The organism is Xanthomonas sp. DAR 34887 (assembly GCF_041245805.1).
Lineage (GTDB): Bacteria > Pseudomonadota > Gammaproteobacteria > Xanthomonadales > Xanthomonadaceae > Xanthomonas_A > Xanthomonas_A tesorieronis.
Window position 1 is genome coordinate 2,559,804 of the sequence record NZ_CP162490.1, and the last position, 17,563, is coordinate 2,577,366.

12 protein-coding genes and 1 pseudogene are annotated in these 17,563 nt (G+C 64.6%); 8 read left to right on the forward strand and 5 right to left on the reverse strand.

Translation table 11 applies throughout. From position 1 onward, the window contains the following. Positions 1 to 15: 15 nt before the first annotated feature. Both AB3X08_RS10905 and AB3X08_RS10910 read right to left on the reverse strand, forming a co-directional pair. A complete protein-coding gene (locus AB3X08_RS10905) occupies positions 16 to 1,158 on the reverse strand; it encodes an SPFH domain-containing protein (RefSeq protein WP_369938225.1) in 1,143 nt (380 codons plus the stop codon). 230 nt (positions 1,159 to 1,388) lie between these two features. Continuing rightward, on the reverse strand, positions 1,389 to 1,664 hold the full coding sequence (locus AB3X08_RS10910; protein ID WP_369938227.1) for a hypothetical protein: 276 nt from the start codon (positions 1,662 to 1,664) through the stop codon (positions 1,389 to 1,391). A 293-nt stretch (positions 1,665 to 1,957) separates the two neighbouring features. Between AB3X08_RS10910 and AB3X08_RS10915 the strand changes: the two genes are divergently transcribed. The 6 genes from AB3X08_RS10915 (at position 1,958) to AB3X08_RS10940 (ending at position 10,812) form a co-directional block, all read left to right on the forward strand. Further along, positions 1,958 to 3,181 (forward strand): DUF418 domain-containing protein, encoded by a 1,224-nt coding sequence (locus tag AB3X08_RS10915; protein ID WP_369938229.1) that lies wholly within the window; start codon positions 1,958 to 1,960, stop codon positions 3,179 to 3,181. A 234-nt stretch (positions 3,182 to 3,415) separates the two neighbouring features. After that, positions 3,416 to 4,672: an SWIM zinc finger family protein gene (locus tag AB3X08_RS10920; protein WP_369938230.1), complete on the forward strand. Its 1,257-nt coding sequence runs from the start codon at positions 3,416 to 3,418 to the stop codon at positions 4,670 to 4,672. Continuing rightward, the gene (locus AB3X08_RS10925) at positions 4,669 to 6,195 is read left to right on the forward strand and encodes a DUF5691 domain-containing protein (protein WP_369938231.1); all 1,527 of its coding nucleotides are present in this window, start codon (positions 4,669 to 4,671) and stop codon (positions 6,193 to 6,195) included. Before AB3X08_RS10920 ends, AB3X08_RS10925 begins: the two co-directional genes overlap by 4 nt. Before the next feature lie 27 nt (positions 6,196 to 6,222). Beyond that, positions 6,223 to 7,305, forward strand: a complete 1,083-nt coding sequence (locus AB3X08_RS10930) for an ATP-binding protein (RefSeq protein WP_369938232.1) — start codon at positions 6,223 to 6,225, stop codon at positions 7,303 to 7,305. A gap of 13 nt (positions 7,306 to 7,318) precedes the next feature. Then, complete coding sequence (locus AB3X08_RS10935) at positions 7,319 to 9,634, forward strand: DUF5682 family protein (protein ID WP_369938234.1); 2,316 nt, start codon at positions 7,319 to 7,321, stop codon at positions 9,632 to 9,634. Further along, positions 9,631 to 10,812 carry a VWA domain-containing protein gene (locus tag AB3X08_RS10940; protein ID WP_369938235.1) on the forward strand — a complete coding sequence of 394 codons (1,182 nt, stop codon included), beginning with the start codon at positions 9,631 to 9,633 and terminating at the stop codon, positions 10,810 to 10,812. The genes AB3X08_RS10935 and AB3X08_RS10940 overlap by 4 nt, the downstream gene beginning before the upstream one ends. 72 nt (positions 10,813 to 10,884) lie before the next feature. On the opposite strand, the gene AB3X08_RS10945 is transcribed toward AB3X08_RS10940, so the two are convergent. Together AB3X08_RS10945 and AB3X08_RS10950 are read right to left on the reverse strand one after the other, a co-directional pair. Further along, positions 10,885 to 11,007, reverse strand: a complete 123-nt coding sequence (locus AB3X08_RS10945; protein ID WP_369938236.1) for a hypothetical protein — start codon at positions 11,005 to 11,007, stop codon at positions 10,885 to 10,887. A gap of 52 nt (positions 11,008 to 11,059) precedes the next feature. Next, complete coding sequence (locus AB3X08_RS10950; protein ID WP_369938238.1) at positions 11,060 to 11,839, reverse strand: SDR family oxidoreductase; 780 nt, start codon at positions 11,837 to 11,839, stop codon at positions 11,060 to 11,062. A 115-nt stretch (positions 11,840 to 11,954) separates the two neighbouring features. On the opposite strand from AB3X08_RS10950, the pseudogene AB3X08_RS10955 reads away from it, so the two are divergent. Continuing rightward, positions 11,955 to 12,862 (forward strand): annotated as a pseudogene (locus AB3X08_RS10955) (LysR family transcriptional regulator). A gap of 267 nt (positions 12,863 to 13,129) precedes the next feature. After that, the gene (locus AB3X08_RS10960; protein ID WP_369938240.1) at positions 13,130 to 13,945 is read left to right on the forward strand and encodes a hypothetical protein; all 816 of its coding nucleotides are present in this window, start codon (positions 13,130 to 13,132) and stop codon (positions 13,943 to 13,945) included. A gap of 2,176 nt (positions 13,946 to 16,121) precedes the next feature. Here the strand turns inward: AB3X08_RS10960 and AB3X08_RS22560 are convergent. Further along, positions 16,122 to 16,208, reverse strand: coding sequence for a hypothetical protein (locus AB3X08_RS22560; RefSeq protein WP_420018505.1), 87 nt, complete (start codon positions 16,206 to 16,208; stop codon positions 16,122 to 16,124). Positions 16,209 to 17,563: the final 1,355 nt, after the last annotated feature.

The following is a 17,563-nucleotide window of genomic DNA, read 5'->3' on the forward strand; positions in this document are numbered from 1 at the left end:
GCGGCGTCCGGCGGCTTACAGACCCAGCGCCTTGGCCTTGGCCGCGTCGTAATCGCTTTGGGTGATCAGGCCCAGGTCCAGCATCTCCTTGGCCTTCTTCAGCTTGGCGACCGCGTCGTCGGCGGCCGGTGCGACCGGCTGCTGCAGACCGCCCACGCCGCCGACCATGCCCGTGGCCATGCCCACTCCGACCAGGCCCGCCGCGCCGCCATGCTCGCCCGCCGACTGGATGCCCTGGGCGACGCTCGCCTGCAGATTGGAGTTGCCGCGCGCACCGGCCAGCGCATCCGCGCGTTGCACGGTCTTGAGCAGTTCCCGCGTGTTCGCGTCGTATTCGATCGACACGATCGCGGTCTTGACGATGGCCAGGCCGCGCTCGGAGCGCCACTGGTACGCCTGCTCGACCGCATCGGACAGGCTCTTGGCGAAGCCGAGCGAATCCTGCTGCAACTTGGTGATGCGGTTGCCCTTGCCAGGGTCGTTCGTATACAGGCTGAAGGCCGGCGCCAGCGACCCCACCACCTCGTTGAACAGCTGGTTGGCGGCGGCGTTGTCGAGATCGGTGAAGTCGAACACCTGGCCCGGCTGCAGATAGCGCGCCGGCACGAAGTTCTTCACGAACAGGATCGGATCGACGATCTTCAGCGTATAGGCGCCGCGCGTCACCGCGCCGACCTGGGTGCCGAGGAAACCGTCGTCCCAATAGATTTCGGACTGCGTGCCGAAGCGGTTGTCGGGCAGCTCCTTCAGCGAGACGAAGAACGCGGCCTGCTGCGACCCCGGCTGGCCGCCGAACTTGAAGCGCTCCCAGCTCTGCCGGATGAGCGGCCCGACCAGGCCATTGCCGGCGAAGATCGACTGCGAATTCGGATCGTCGGAGCGCCATTCGTAGCCGCCCGGCTCGGCGACGAAGCCAGTGATCGCACCGTCCTGGAGCAGCAGCAGCCCATAGCCTTCGGGGACGACGATCTTCGACCCGTTGCTGATGATGTTCGAGGATGCACCGGTGTTGGAGCCGCGCCCGGCGTTGGTGCCATGCGGCACGGCGGCGAACAGCGCCGCCGTTGCCGGCAGGCCGGCCGGCACGGTGTAGAAGTCCTTCCACTGATCGGCGAGAACGCCGCCGACCGCACCCGCCACCGCCTGTACCAGACCCATGCCAACTCCCTGTGATGCGTGGACGGGCACCATGCCCATCGTTCTCGCCGGACTATATCAGCAGCGGGCAACAGGTGAAGGTGGGGCATGGCCTTGTCCCGGCTTATCGCCAGCGCCGTGCCGAAGCCGCCATCGGGGCCGGCGGCACGCCGAAAAAAGCCCCGCGAAAGCGGGGCCTCGTTCGGGTTAGGGGCTTCAAGGCGCGGACTGCTCCGGCGCAGGCCACAGTGTTACGGCAGATTGCACTTGAGCTTGCCTTCCACGTAGTAGGGCTTGGGGACATCCGGATTCTGGCTGGTCTTCTCGAACACCACCTCGAACGACTCCATATCCGGCGTGCCTTTGCGCGACGTGCAAGCCTCCTGCAGCTTCTTCTTCACCGCGGCGATGCCGGCGTCGCGATTGGCCCCATCGGCGCTGTTGCTCAGGTTGACGACTTCGGCGGATGCCAACGGGCTCAGGCAGAGCAGGCAACCGGCGAACACGAGTACATGCAGCTTCTTCATAGGGTCTCCTTTGCGATATCGATGTCCGTTGACGGCCGGCGACGTGGTCTGCTCTCCGCAATCTGCGCGTAGGCATGGCAAGCCTTGTCCGGCGCGTCGGTAGGATAGGGGCAGCGGGTTAAGGCTTCGTGGTGATATGAGCGCCGGTGGGATGGCCCTTTGAGCCGCAGGCCGGGTCTCTATGCATCGGATCGACCGGCGAGTCCTTGCCAGACGCTGACGTCGCCCAACGTGGCGGCATCCGCCCCGAAGAAGACATAATCCTTGAGCCAACGAACGACCCAGAGACCGCAATGGACACCGTCGTTTCAGAAACGGGCAAATCCTTGCAACAGGATCCTGGGCTACCCATTCCCACACATGCTCGTGTTGCCGCCATCGACGTGCTGCGCGGCGTAGCGCTCTTCGGCGTGCTCTCGGTCAACCTGATCACCGAGTTCCGGGTTTCATTGTTTCAGCAGTTTCTTCCATCGCCAATGGAGGGATCCCGTCTGGATCGGATGGTGGATGCGATTGTGAGCATCGGCATGGAATCGAAAGCGTTTGCGCTGTTCTCCCTGTTGTTTGGGATCGGACTCGCCATTCAATTCGAGAGGCTCGCCGCCAAGAAGCAGCGCCTATCGCTCCTGGTGAGGCGACTGCTTGTTCTGCTGGGATTCGGCATCCTGCATCTGTGCTTCGTCTGGAATGGCGACATCCTCACGGAGTATGCGCTGGTAGGGTTGATTGCCCTCCCGTTCCTGCATGTCTCGAACAGGACCCTGGTCGCCGCATGCGCAGTGGCATTGCTGGTCTATGCGGCGATGCCGTCCTGGCTTCCAGATGGTTTCCTTGGGCCCGACGAAGCGGGACTTCGACGATACGTCCACGTTGCTACGTCGGTCTATGCGAGCGGAACCTGGAGCGAAATCGTCCGCTTCAACATCGCCGAGATACCTCGCATTGTTCCGCTGCACGTGCTGGTAGCTCCCAGGACGTTCGCGCTGTTCTTGCTTGGCATGTTTGTGTGGCGGACCGGCCTGCTTCGCAACCCGGAAAAGCACAGCCATCTGCTCGTCGGCACGGCCCTGCTTGGCTTGGTCCTTGGCTTAGGCATGAATTTTCTGGAGTTGCCTGATGCAGGGGCTTCTTGGCGGCTCTGGACGCTCGTCGTTTCGGCTCTGAAAACGTTGGGCCCGGTCGTGCTTGCCATCGGCTATGGTGCCACCTGCGTAGCAGCTTATACATTCACCGGGGCCAACCGCGTACTGGGTTTGCTTGGTCCTCTTGGCCGAATGGCCTTCAGTAACTACCTGGCCCAATCGCTGGTCTTCGGTTGGATCTTCTTTGGATACGGGTTAGGTCTGTTCGGCCGTCTGGGCGCATCGCAAGCGATGTTGCTAGGCATGGCTGTTTACCTTGCCCAGGTTCTGATCAGCCTTTGGTGGCTGAAGCATTTTCGGTTCGGTCCCATGGAGTGGTTGTGGCGAACGCTCATGTATGGCGTTCGGCAACCTTGGCGGGTGAGGAGGCCATGACCGCAAACGAAGTTGCGTCGTTGTTCAAGGGTAGGGCGGGCCTAATGGCACAGTCCGGTTAGGATCCAGAGCGGACGCTGGCGCACACCCTCGTGTCCCAGCGCGTAGCAGCAACGGGTTCTCGGCTATCATCCTCCGCAATCTGATGTGAGCACGGATATGGAAGTGCGACTCACGCGCGAGCAGGTGCTCGCGCTTGCGCCTGATGCGTCATCGAGCAAGGCGGCCGGCGGTTTGGCCACAGACGGAAAGTGGGGCCTGCTCGGTGCCGATGCCGAAGCCCTGTGGGGGGAATGCCAGGGCAGCGGCGCCAAGCCGTACCAGACCCAAGTGGAGCTGGCCACGCTGGTGAGCCGCTGCTCGTGCCCCAGCCGCAAGTTCCCTTGCAAGCATGGCCTGGCCCTTATGCTGCTCTATGCCGCCGGCAATTCGCGCTGCGTGCCAGGCGCGCGCCCGGCCTGGGTGGACGAGTGGATGCAGGGCCGTCGCGCCCGTGCGGTCCGCAAGGAGGAAGCTGCCGCCAGCGTGCCCCCGTCCGATCCGCAGGTGCAGGCCGCCGCTGCCGCCAAGCGCGAACAGGCGCGCTGGTCGCGCATGGAAACCGGTGCGGCGGAACTGCAGCGCTGGGTGGCCGACCAGTTCCGCCAGGGGCTGGCCAACCTGGGCGCAGGCTTCGAGCAGGAAGCGCAGCGCATGATGGCACGCATGGTGGATGCCCAGGCCCCGGGATTGGCCAGTCGGCTGGAACGAGCGCTCGGCGAGGGCGGGCGCGACCTTGCCCAGCTGGCCGAACTGGGTGAGTCCCTCGGGCTGCTGCAACTGCTCACCCAGGCGGTGCCGCGCATGCAGACCTTCAGCGCAGCGCGACAGGCCGACCTGCGCACCGCGCTGGGCTGGCCGATGGAGCGCGAGGCGGTGCTGCGGGAGGGCGAGGCCGTGCGCGACCGGTGGCACGTGCAGGGTCAACATGTGATCGAACAGCCGGGCAACTTGCTGGAACGCCGCGTGTGGTTGCACGGCCTGGAGAGCGGGCGGGCCGCGCTGCTGCAGGACTACAGCCACGGTGGGCGCGCCTGGGAACAGCACTGGCGCAACGGCCATGTGCATGCGGGTACGCTGCATTTTCACGCAGGCACGGTACCGCTGCGCGCGGTGCCGGGCGAAGTGCAAGCGGGCACGGACGCCGGTACGGCGCTGCCGCGCGAAGACACGCTGGACGCCGCCGCGCAGGCGTACGCCATCAACCCATGGCTACCGCAGGTGCCCATGCGCCTCGGCGAGGCGCACGTCGCACACGATGGCCACAACGCCTGGGCGCAGCACGCCGAAGGCACGTTGTCGCTTCGGCTGCCGATGTCGCAGGGCTGGGCGTTGATGGCATTTGCCGGTGGCCACCCGCTGTGCCTGATGGGCGAATGGGACGGCCAGGCACTGCTGCCGCTTACCGCATGGAATGCGGCGGGCGAACGCTGGGAAAGGAGCGCGGCATGAGCGAGGCATGGTTGAAGCCGGCCCTGCTGGGCATAGACCGCCCGCAGCCCATTCCCGCCGAAGGCGCGCTGGGCGAAGTGCTCGCCGCCGTGGCCACGCAGGAAGACGCCGCGCTGGGCTACAGCCGACAGGTGGGCGTCCTGGCCGCCTGCCGGCGCGCTGCCTTGCGCATGGCCGCGCCGGTGGCCCTGCCGCCGCCTGCGGAGGTCGATCCTCTGGTGTTGCCCATCGGCCATGCCTGGGTACCGCTGTTGAAGGATCTATTCGGCAGTGCGCAGCCGTCGCCATGGATGAAGCGCGCCCGGTACGAGGCCTGCTTGCAGTTGGCCGCATACAACCGGCACCTGCCGGTGGCGGTGCTGCCGCAGGCGCTGGAAGCAGGTGTCCGCCTGAGCGCGCTGCGCCCTGTCCTGCGCCCGGTGCTGGGTGCGCGCGGCCGCTGGCTGGCATGCTGCAACGCAGACTGGGCCTACGCGGCAGATTCGGCGATCGTGGCGGGGGTACCGGCAGACCTGGAGCAGATATGGAACGAAGGCGCGTTCGATGCGCGCCTGCGGGCCTTCCAGCACTTGCGTGCGCACCACCCCGAGGACGCCCGTGCGCGTTTGCAGGGTGCGTTGAAAGACCTTTCCGCGCGCGAGCGGGTGGACTTCGTCGCTGCGCTGCAGCTGCAGCTGAGCGAGGCCGACGCGCCGCTGCTGCAGCCGCTGTTGAAGGATCGCAGCCGCGAAGTGCGCATGCTGGTCGGCCCGATGCTGGCTCGGCTGCCATCCACGCCGCACGCGCACTATGTGCGGGCGCAGATGCTCGCCCTGCTGCAGCACCAGCCGGGCGGGCTGCTGCGCCGGATGAGCTGGAAACTGGAAGCACCGTCGGCGGCGGATGCCGGTTGGACGGAAGCCGCCATCGACAGCAAGCGCCCCAACAACGATCCGTTGGGTGAGCGTGCCTGGTGGCTCTATCAGCTGGCGCGCCAGCTGCCGCTGGCCTGGTGGCGCCATATCCTGGAAAAAACGCCAGCGCAGGTGCTGGCCTGGGCGCGCACCACGGACTGGTATGACGCGCTGTTGCGCGCCTGGCTGGAGCGGGTGGACGCCGGCGAACCGGAGTGGGTGGAAGCCCTCATCGGTGCCGAGCAGCGACACATGAGCCTGAGCGACCTGCTGGCCATGCTCCCGCCGGTGCAGCGCGAACGGCATTGGCCCACCAGTGCGGCCGAACTTCAGCAAAAGCGCCTGTTCGGCGAAGTGCTGGGCAGCACAGGCCCTGGCCAGACCCTCAGTGCCGCTTACTCGCGGCAGCTGGCTGCCGGGCTGGGTGCGCTGTTCGGCGAAGAGTCGCTGCGTTACGACTACAGCCTGCGCGACGCATTGCTGGAACTGCTGGCCGTGCTTCATCCCTCCGCGCTCTCGCAGGTACGGGTGGCCGATGCACCGGCCGACGCCACCGAGGCCATGCGCGACTGCGTGCAGCAGGCACGCCAGCTTTTGGCCCTGCGTCAGACGCTGCATTCCGCTTTCTGATCATCACGACCTTTCATTGGAGCCAACATGAGCACTGCCGTCCTGCGCCAGCACGCCGAACACCAATACGCGGAAGAGTTGGAAGAACTGCGCCGCCAGGACACCCGCCAGCGCCCGGCCAACTGGGTCCTGTCGCCGTGGGCGGTGGTGACCTATCTACTTGGCGGCACGCTGGAAAACGGCTTTGTGGTCAGCCCCAAGTACATCGGCGACAGACGCCTGATGGAGGTGGCCGTGGCCACCATCGCCACCGACCGGGCCCTGTTGCTGTTCGGGGTGCCGGGCACGGCCAAGTCGTGGGTGTCCGAGCACATGACCGCAGCCATCAGCGGCGACTCCACCCTGCTGGTGCAAGGCACGGCCGGTACCAGCGAAGAGCAGATCCGCTACGGCTGGAACTACGCGCAGCTGTTGGCCCACGGTCCCAGCGAGAAGGCGCTGGTGCCCAGTCCGCTGATGCATGCCATGCGCCTGGGCAAGATCGCTCGCATCGAAGAACTCACCCGCATTCCGGCGGATGTGCAGGACGCGCTCATCACCGTGCTTTCCGAAAAGACCCTGCCGGTGCCGGAACTGGGCAGCGAAGTGCAGGCCGTGCGCGGCTTCAGCGTGATCGCCACGGCCAACAACCGCGACAAGGGCGTGAACGAACTGTCCAGCGCGCTCAAGCGCCGCTTCAATACGGTGATCCTGCCGGTGCCCTCCAGCGAGGAAGACGAAGTGGCCATCGTGGTCAAGCGCGTGGCCGAAATGGGCGCGGCGCTGGACCTGCCGGCCGAACCGCCGGCGCTGCAGGAAGTCGCGCGGGTGGTCCGCATTTTCCGCGAACTGCGCAACGGCGTGACCGAAGACGGCAAGGCCAAACTGAAGAGCCCCACTGCCACGCTTTCGACCGCTGAGGTCATTTCGGTGATCAACAACGGCATGGCCCTGGCCGGGCACTTCGGCGATGGCGTGCTGCGCCCGGGCGACATGGCCGCCGGCATGATCGGTGCCATCGTCAAGGATCCGGTGCAGGATGCGCTGGTCTGGAAGGAATATCTGGAAACCGTGGTGAAGGAACGCGACGACTGGAAAGACCTGTACCGCGCGTTCCGCGAGCACAGCTGAGCGACACGCGCCAATGAGCGAAGGTATCTCCCTTTTCGGCATCCGCCACCATGGCCCAGGCTGCGCACGCAGCCTGCTGGCTGCGCTGGAGGCACTGCAACCGGACTGTGTGTTGATCGAAGGCCCCGCGGGTACCGAAGCGCTGCTGCCGTACGTGTTGGAAGCGGGCATGCAACCGCCGGTGGCGTTGCTGTCCTACAGCGTGGACGATCCGCAGCTGGCGGTATTCCATCCCTATGCGCTGTACTCGCCGGAATGGCAGGCCATGCTCTGGGCGCTGCGCAAGGATGTGCCGGTGCGCTTCATGGACGTGCCCCCGGCGCTGACCCTGGAGTGGCAGGCGCAGGCCCGCGCGGATCGCTCGGCAGCGAAGCCCGCCGAAGCACCGGACGCAGAGGATGAAACAGCGGCGCCCCACGGCGACGCCACATCCGCTGCCGAAGACGATACCGAAACCCGCCCGGCCGACCCACTGGACTGGCTGGCACGCGCTGCAGGCCACGCCGACGGCGAGGACTGGTGGAACCACATGGTGGAAGAGCGGGGCGACGGGCAGGGGCTGTTCGACGCCATTGCCGAGGCCATGGCCGCCGTGCGCGAGCACACGCCGGAACACCCTGGCCTGCGCGGCGAGCACGAGGCCGTACGCGAGGCGCACATGCGCGCCGCGCTACGCGGCGCCAGCAAGGAATTCGCGCGTGTCGCCGTTGTATGCGGCGCCTGGCACGTTCCGGCGCTGCAGGCGGACGCACTGCGTGCCAACACCGCTACTGGCGACAATCGCCTGCTCAAGGGCATGCCCAAGCGCAAGACGCAGAGCACCTGGGTACCGTGGACCTATCGCCATCTGAGTGCCGAAAGCGGATACGGTGCCGGCGTGGACGCGCCCGGCTGGTACGACCACCTGTGGCGCAACGCCGGCTCGCACGAGCAGCGCGCCGTGGGCTGGTACGCCCGCGTGGGCCGCTTGCTGCGCGAGCATGGAATGGATTGCTCCCCGGCGCATCTCATTGAAGCCACGCGCCTGGCCGACACCCTGGCCGCGCTGCGCGGCCATCCCTCGCCGGGGCTGGAAGACATTGCCGAAGCCAGCCGCGCCGTCATCTGCAATGGCGACGACGCGCCCATGCGGCTCATCCGCGAACGCCTCATGGTGGGCGACGCGCTGGGGCATGTGCCCGACAGCGTGCCGGTGGTGCCGCTGCAGCGCGACCTGGAAGCCGAGCAGAAACGCCTGCGTTTGAAGCCCGAGGCTCTGGAAAAAACCCTGGATCTGGACCTGCGCAAGGAAAACGACCTTGCGCGAAGCCACTTGCTGCATCGCCTGCAGCTGATCGGCATCGACTGGGGCAGGCTTGCGCGGACGGGGCACTCCGTGCGCGGCACCTTCCACGAAATCTGGCAGTTGGCATGGCAGCCGCATTTCCTGGTGGATCTGGTGGAAGCCAGCCGCCATGGACAGACCCTGCTGGACGCCGCGTCCAACAAGGCCATCGCGCAGGCGCGCAAGGCCGAGGCGTTGCCGAAACTTTCCGCACTGGTGGACCAGGTGCTGCTGGCCGATCTGCCGCAGGCGGTGCGCGCCATTGCCGCCGAGCTGGAAGCGCGCGCAGCGACGGATGCCGATCCGCTGGCACTGCTCGGCGCGCTGCCGCCGCTGGCCAACATCCACCGCTATGGCAATGTGCGTCAGACCGAAGGGGTGCAGGTAGCGCAGCTGTTCGACAGCATGCTGGAACGCGCCGTCATCGGCCTGCCGCTGGCCCTTTCCAGCCTGGACGAAGCGCGCGCCGAGCTTGCCCGCAACGTGGTGCTCGATGCCGACCGCGCCATCGGCCTGCGTCACCACGCGGACGGCAGCGCTGGCTGGCAGCAGGCGTTGCAGCGGGTGGCGCGGTCGTCTTCGTGCAGCGCGCTGCTGCGCGGCGTCGCACTGCGCCTGCTGTTCGACACGCAGGCGGCGGAGGCGGAAACGGTGCACGTGCAGCTGCAGCAGGAGCTTTCGCCGGGTGCCGAGCCGCTGCAAGCCGCGCAGTGGCTGGATGGCTTCCTCAACCGAAACGCCACCGTGCTGCTGCACGATGACGCGGTGTGGCGGATGATCGACGAATGGGTGGTGGCGCTGGACGAAGTGCAGCTGGTGCGCGTGTTGCCGCTGGTGCGGCGTACCTTTGCGGCCTTCGAGGCCGCCGATCGCCGTGACCTGGGGACGCGTGTGAAGCGTGCCCCAGCGCAGAAAACCGTGGCCGTGCTGGCTCCGGACTGGAACGCGGCACGTGCCGAACGCGCGTTGCCGATGCTGCGTGAGCTGCTCGGGTTGCCCACATGACCGATATCACCGAAGCACCGAACACCCCCACCTCGCGCGAGCAGCGCTGGAGATTGATCCTGGGTCAGGAGGCCGATCGCAGCTGCGGCGCGTTGCCTGGCAACCTGCAAGGCATCGACCAGGCCCTGGCCGCACTGTACGAACCTGATGGCCCAGGCGGCCTGGGTCGCCGCGGTGGGCGCGGGGCGTCTTCCCCGAATGTGGCGCGCTGGCTCGGCGACATCCGTCGTTACTTCCCCTCGTCCGTGGTCCAGGTGATGCAGCGCGACGCCCTGCAGCGGCTGGACCTCACCCAGATGCTGCTGGAAAAGGAAATGCTGGAGCAGGTGCAGCCCGACGTGCACATGGTGGCCAACCTGATCGGGCTGAGCCGGGTGATTCCAGACGAGACCAAGGAAACCGCACGCATGGTGGTGCGCAAGGTGGTGGACGACCTGCTGCGCCAACTCGAGGAGCCGATGCGCTCCGCAGTGACGGGGGCACTGGACCGCGCCCGCCGCAACCGCCGCCCGCGCCTGGCCGAAATCGACTGGCACCGCACCATCCGCAGCAACCTGCGCCATTGGCAGCCGGAACTGCGCACCGTGGTGCCGCAGGAGGTGGTGGGCTATGGCCGCAAGGCAAGGAAGCCGCAGCGGGAAGTGCTGCTGTGCATCGACCAGAGCGGCTCCATGGCGGCATCGGTGGTGTATTCGAGCATCTTCGGCGCGGTGATGGCCTCGTTGCCGGCGGTGGCCACACGTCTGGTGGTGTTCGACACCGAAGTGGTGGACATGAGCGAGCAACTGGACGACCCGGTGGACCTGCTGTTCGGCGTGCAATTGGGCGGCGGCACCGATATCCACCGCGCGGTCAGCTATTGCCAGGGCATCATCCGCGAACCGCACAACGCCATCCTGGTGCTCATCTCCGACCTGTACGAGGGCGGGGTGGAAGACAACCTGCTGGCCCGTGCCCGCGAGTTGCTGGAGGCTGGCGTGCAATTCATCGTGCTGCTGGCACTCAGCGACGAAGGCACACCGTCCTACGATCGAAACCTGGCCGGCAAGCTCGCGACACTGGGCGTACCGTCGTTCGCCTGCACACCGGACGCATTTCCGGGGCTGATGGCCGCTGCGATCCGCCGCGATGACATCAACCAATGGGCAGGCGGGCAGGGACTGTTGACGACACGTTGAGGTGCGCGCAATGGTGCGCACATCATTGGCGCGAGCGTCGCGACGATGGGTTTGCTCACTGTGCTCTTGAGCTCATGGCAACACTGGCGTCATGCGGTCTCCGCGACTGGCGCTTGCGAGCGCCCGCGCCGACAGCGCGCCGAAACCGCTGGATGCGCCGGTGACGAGGATGATGTGCTTCGGATTTGCATTCATGGGGACTCTCCGATGTGCGCGCTTGCGTTACGCAGGAGGAGGAATCGTGTGATCAGGCGTAGCCGCCGTTGACGCGTAGCACTTGGCCATTGACCCAGCCGCCATCCGGCCCGGCCAGGAACGCGACCGCGGCAGCGATCTCCTCGGGCGTGCCGAGGCGTTCGAGCGGCGCGAGCTTGCTGATGTGCGCAATCTGCTCCTCGGTCTTGCCGTTGAAGAACAACTCGGTACCCACCGGCCCCGGCGCGATCGCGTTGACGGTGATGCCGCGGCCACGCAGTTCGTTGGCGAGCACGGGCACCAAGCCCTCGACACCGGCCTTGGAGGCGATGTAGGGCCCGTAATTGGGGAAGGACTTGGCGATCACACTGGTGGACAGCGCGATGATCCGGCCGCCTTCGCCCAGGTGATGTGCGGCTTGCGCCAGCATCAGGAAGCTGCCGCGCAGGTTGACGGCGATGACCCGATCGAAGTCGGCGAGGCTGGACTCGGCGATGGGCGCCATCGGCATGATGCCCGCACTGTTGACGACCACATCGACACGGCCGAAGGCCTTTTGCGTCGCCGCGAACAGGTGGGCCACATCTTCCGGCTGGCTGACATCCCCCTGCACAGCGATGGCATTGCCGCCGTCGGCGCGGACGTCTTGCGCGACCGCTTCGGCCGCTGCGGCGTTGCCGGCATAGTTGATGACGACGGCAAAACCATCGGCTGCGAGGCGACGCACGATCGAGCGGCCGATGCCGCGCGAACCGCCGGCAACGATGGCGACCCGCGCAGCGGGGTCGGGGAGGGATGGCTGATGCTGGGTTGGACGGGTGGTGTTGGTCATTTCATGCTCCCTTGGACGGGGAAGGGGGGACGGAGAAGCATTCTTCTCGTTGTCACCAGTTGAATAAACTGGCCAGAACTGGCAATTGAATTCAAAAATCGACAACAATAAAGGAATGGATCGCTTCGACTCCTTTCGACTGCTCACCCGAATCGTCGAACTGGGCAGCTTCACCCGTGCCGCCGGGGAGCTCGGGATCCCGCGCGCCACCGCCACCCATGCAATGAAGGAGCTGGAGGCGAGGCTGGGCACGCGTCTGCTCGAACGCACCACCCGCCAGGTGCGGCCGACCCTCGATGGCCAGGCGTTCTACGAGCGCTGCGTGCAGCTGCTGGCGGACCTGGACGATGCCGAATCCTCACTGCGCACGGTCGCCGCGAACCCGCGTGGCACCTTGCGCCTGGATCTGCACGGCACCCACGCGACGCGGATCGTATTGCCACGCATCGATGAGTTCCGCAACCGCTATCCGCAGATCGATCTCGTGATCAGTAGCGGCGATCGCCTGGTTGACCTGGTCCGCGAGGGAATCGACTGCGTGGTGCGTGCCGGCACTCCAAAAGATTCGTCATTGGTGGCGCGGCGCCTGGCTGTCTTGCCTGAAGTCATCTGCGCTAGCCCGGAGTATCTGCAGCGCTTCGGCACGCCTGAATCTCCCGGTGCGTTGTCCTCCCACAAGGCCGTGGGGTTCTTTGCCAGCAGCCATGACCGCAGCTACCCATTAGAACTCGTCGTCGATGGTCAGGTCCGCGAATTCGAGTTGGGCGCCTGGATCACGGTCAACGATGCGGAAAGCTACGTGGCATGCGCGCTGCGCGGCTGCGGCCTGATCCAGTTGCCTCGGTTCCATGTCGAGGATGAGCTGCGCGATGGTCGGCTGGTGGAAGTCCTGGGAGATTGGCCGAGCACGGGGTTACCCGTGTCGGCGATGTACCGTCGCATCGCCAGTTGTCGCCACGCGTGAGAGTCTTCATCGACTGGGTAGCGAAGGTGTATGAGGATCGCTTTGGAGCGCAGCCTTAACTTTCGAGCGGTGGGAGCGCTATAGAGCGCTGATCTTGTAGGCGGCGCGCTGGGGGCTGCTTTGCCAGATGCAGATGTCAGGGCTAGGCGATTAGGGATGTTTATCGGGGGTAGGGGACATGGCAGCTTCCGACCCAAAGCGGACAGGCCAAGTCGAAATGAGTCCAAGAGCGGGCAGGTTGCCTGTCTCGCATCAACACGCGAACTCTGTCGGTAATCGGTAGGCTACACTCGCTGTGGGCTACACAAGCGACCGCCGGAAAGCAAATGATCAAGCTAATCGTTCTCGTAGAAGGTAACTACGATGCTGTATGGGTTAATGCGCTTCTTCATAGAGCGATTTCCCGCAGCGACGTCGCCATTGTGACTCGGTCGTGCAAGGGGAAGCAGGCCGTCTACAGAGATCTGGTCTCCAGCACGGGTCAAGTCACCCCACTTTATGAGGAGACAGTCGTTGTTGGCGTCGTCGATTCTGATTCTCCCAGCATCGCAGACGCGCGCGCTCAGGTGGATTCACATCCACTTCTATCGCGAATCTCTGACCGAATTTTCTTCGCGGTCCCTACGATCGAGGCGTGGTTATTCGCTGATATTGAGGCCGCAAGGCGCCATCTTGTCCGTTACGACACCTCTGCGTTGGAGCGAATCTCATTCCCAGAGGAGATGCCGCTGCCTAAGTACTTCGCAATGCAGATTTTTGGAGGTCGTAGAGGACTTGAAAGCGCTGGTCTAAAGATCATGCAAGAAATGAGCATCGATCGTGCGATTAGTCGCTCTCCATCGATGCGCGAGTTTCTCGCGGGGGTCTCCCGATTGCTTGGTCAAGCCAGCAATTTTGAGACCATACCTGATGCGGAAAAGCTTCTCGGACGCAGGCTGCTGGGCTCTCTAATTGCAGAGACCAATCCGAGTGAAAGGATCTTGTACAGGACCATGGCAGGCGAGCGAGTCTCTGCGAAGCAGCTAACAGATGCAATCAAGGACGGCACTCCGCTTGCCAGGCAATACGCGGCAGATTTATTGCGAGTAGCAAGGGAGCTGCTCGCTCAGGAATCGGACGAATCAGAAGGGGGCGCTGAATGATAATATTTGCCCCAGCTTACGACGAGCAGACTGAAGCATGTGCTCAGGTTGCCCAGCACGTCTCAGCATCCGTTCCCGGAAAGAAGTTGATTGCAGCTGATGCCAATAGAGGTGCCATCTTAAAGGAACTAGCTGCAGCGGACGCCTGCATGATTTTTAGTCATGGCGCTCCCGATATAATCTGCGGACAAAATGACTCTCCAGCGTTGTATCCGGAGGATCTCCCGGCGATCAATCACAAGGCTCCAATCTACGCATATGCGTGCTATTCCGCGTTTTTTGGGCGGAACTCTGGTGATTCGACCCGCGTTTGGTGGGGGTACGACAAGAGTATGGTGCCGCCTCCCCTTGGCATACTGAAAAGGGAAGACATCGTGGGCGTATTTCGATACATCTCGCACAGATTCTCTCACTGCGCTTCAATCAAAGATGTAGAGCAACTGGTGGAAGAGATTCACGTATTGTGTGAATCACGAGTGGCGCTCTATAGGCGAAACGGTTCGGCCAGCATGACGAGCATGGTGTTCTTTATGCAGCTATGGACGCGACTTAGAGTCTTGACACCATGGAGTGACACGCCGGTCCTACATGCAGAGTCCTGGCAAGGGGACCTAGATGAGGTGATTTGAAGCTGGCTTAGAGCTTGGAAAGTGGGCTTACGCATGGGGCTATATGTCCGCTTCTGGCCGGAAGCGGACATCGGCGGGCCAGGGGATAAGGGAGATTTATCGAGGGTGGAGCATGGCAGTTTTCGACCCAAAGCAGGCGCGCCGAGCACCCTACGCTTCATCTACCGGAATTGTCCCTGACACAATTAGTCAGCGACCATGCATTGCGAAGGCGGCGTTTCGAACGGGTCGACGGGTGGCTCAAGATCCCAGAGAGCCAGACCATGCCCGAGGGAGCCACGTCGGGCTAGCACACTGGCTTTCTTGATTCATTCACCAGTACTGGAAGGATGCAGATGCAGGATCCCCCCGAGCGCCCCACACCGTCGCAATTCATGCGCACGTTGCGACCGGAGCTGTACTCGGACTCGGCGTCGCGTATCCGGTACCGCCTCAACGCGGAGGTACTTTCGCACCACCTAGAAACCATCACCGAGCGAAACCGGACACACGACTTCGAGCTGTTCTGTCGGAAGCTATGCGAGCGAACGATTTGCCCCAATTTGCGTCCCGCAACGGGCCCCGAAGGCGGCGGTGACAGCAAGGCCGATACTGAAACGACGCCGGTCGCGGAGGAAATCAGCAAGCTCACCTACGTTGGCGCGGCCAACAGCGGCAGCGAGCGCTGGGCGTTCGCGTTCAGCGCTAAGAAGAGGTGGACCGAGAAGGTCCGATCAGACGTGGCCGGCATCGCCGCCACCGATCGCGGCTACAATCGGATCATCTTCGTGACCTCGCGCGCGGCCCGCGCCAAAGACCGGGCCGCGCTGGAAGACGCCCTCTCCAACGAGTACGGCATTCCCGTCACGATCCACGACCGCTCCTGGATCATCGAGGAAGTCGTCGAAAAGGACCGTCGCGACCTGGCGTTCCACTACCTGGGGATCGGCGAGGAAACCAGTGACAAGGACCTGGGGCCGTCGGATTACTCCCGTTCCCGGCAGCTGGACGAGATCGAACGGGAGCTCGCGGACCCGACGGCGTTTGTCGGCATGCCCATGCAGCGAGCCGCCGACGCCTTGGTGGCTGCCAAGCTGGCGCGCGGCGTGGAGTTGCCCCGCACAGACGTAGAGGGTCGCTTCTTGCGGGCGATTCGACTGGCCGATGGCGGCGGTACGCATCGCCAGCAGTTGGTGGCCCGCTATGAGGCGCTCTGGACCGGGGTTTGGTGGTACGACGACATAGCCTCCCTGCTGTCGGGCTATGACGCGTTCGAGGCCCTGGTACTCGACGACACCCAGGCGTCCAATTTGGAGTTGCTGTGCAATCTGGCGCAGGTTCTTTTCACCACAGTGATCACCGGTCAGATGACACCGGAACAGGTGCAGCTGGAACCGCGAATCCGGCGGTTGTCCTCCAGGCTGGATGCGCTGGCAAAGGACGCGGAGCGACCGAACAACGCCCTCGAGGCGACGACGTCGCTCTTGGTCGTACGGGTCAGTCTGGCGGTGCTCGCGCAGGATCGGACGACGCTCGCGTCGCTGTGGCCCCAGTTCGGTGAAGTACTTTCAAAGGCGGAAGAGCTGGGCGAATTCGACGCCGCACGGCTGTCTCAGTTGATCGAGCGCTTCGGCGACGTCGCTGGTGACGATCAAGGCTATCGCGATCTGGTCGATCAGTTGGCCGACTTCACCACCAAGCGCACGGGCGAGTGCGAAGGCGCGTTAGTCCTGCTGCGCCGTGCACGGCAGCTCAACTTAGACCAAAACATGGAGATGATCCGATTGCTGGGTCGTGCGGCGCGGCTGCTCTCCAAGAAGGAGCATGCGCAAGAGCAGGTGAGGGCGCTGGCGGAGCTCTCCGTGGCGTACAAGAGCGCCGGGTTGGCGTGGGCCGCCCGGGCGAGCGCGACATCTGCGGCGGTGACGATGTTCGTCGACGCGGAGGATGGGAGTGAACTTCCCGCCAGCGTCTTCCCGATACTCATGAACGTCGCGTGGATGGCACTGGCGCTGAAGTACCTGCCCGAGGTGCTCGACACCATTCGCGTGGCTCGCGGCTGTCTGGCCGGACTGCCATTTGACGAGGAGTCCGCAGCGCGTGCCCGCGAACAGCTGCAGGAGTTCGACCTGTTGCTTGCCTGCCAGCTGGGCACACTGTCGGAGCCGGAACTGTCGTGCTTGCCGTCGGTGCCGGACGTCCTCCGTGGGCTGGACTTGCTTCACAGCTGGTCTGCCTTGATGTACCGACTGGGCTACGAGGACAAGCTCCGGGCGGAGGGGTATGTTCCCGCCAGTGAATCGGCGGACGACGTCGCCAACCTCTTCTCGCAGATGGCAGGGCAGCCCACGGGCGTGGCCCGCTGGCGGCCGGCGGTACTCAATGGCGAGTCGACACAGACATTTGCCACGGCCGTGTTAGGCGTGCGAATCGATGTGTCGCACGAGCCCACCGACACCGCCATCATTGTCGCCGAAGCCATCGCGGGCTCGATCGAGGCGTTCTTTGCGACCGCGTTCGAGTTGCATGCGTTCGGCCACGTCGAGCGATTCGATGTGCGGGTGGTGGAATCGGACACCCGCAACTTCGTCGTCGAGACCGATCTCGACCACATGCGAATGACCGTGCATTGCCCCCAAGGGACGTTCCCCGGGTCGCCCGGTGTCTATGCGGACTTCCAGCGCATGTTGTTCGAAGTGGCAACGAGGATTTTCTGGGCGACCTGCCACACCAAGAGCCACGGAGATGCAGCGGATCGTCTCTTGGGGGCCGATTCGGCCGCGGACCGGCTCGCGATGATTGCGTCCTTGTGCTTGAGCCGGCATCGCATGTTTGGGGGCGTGGCGCGGCTGAGCAAATGGGATCAGTACGCTCCGCAGAAGTACGATTTGCGTTCCGATCGTCCCAAGGTGGTGGCGCAGGCCCCGGCTGCGCGCCCAGTCGGGAAGGGCAGCACTGACGAGGGTGCGCCACCGAAGGTCACCAATCACGACGATGTCGCGGTGCGGTC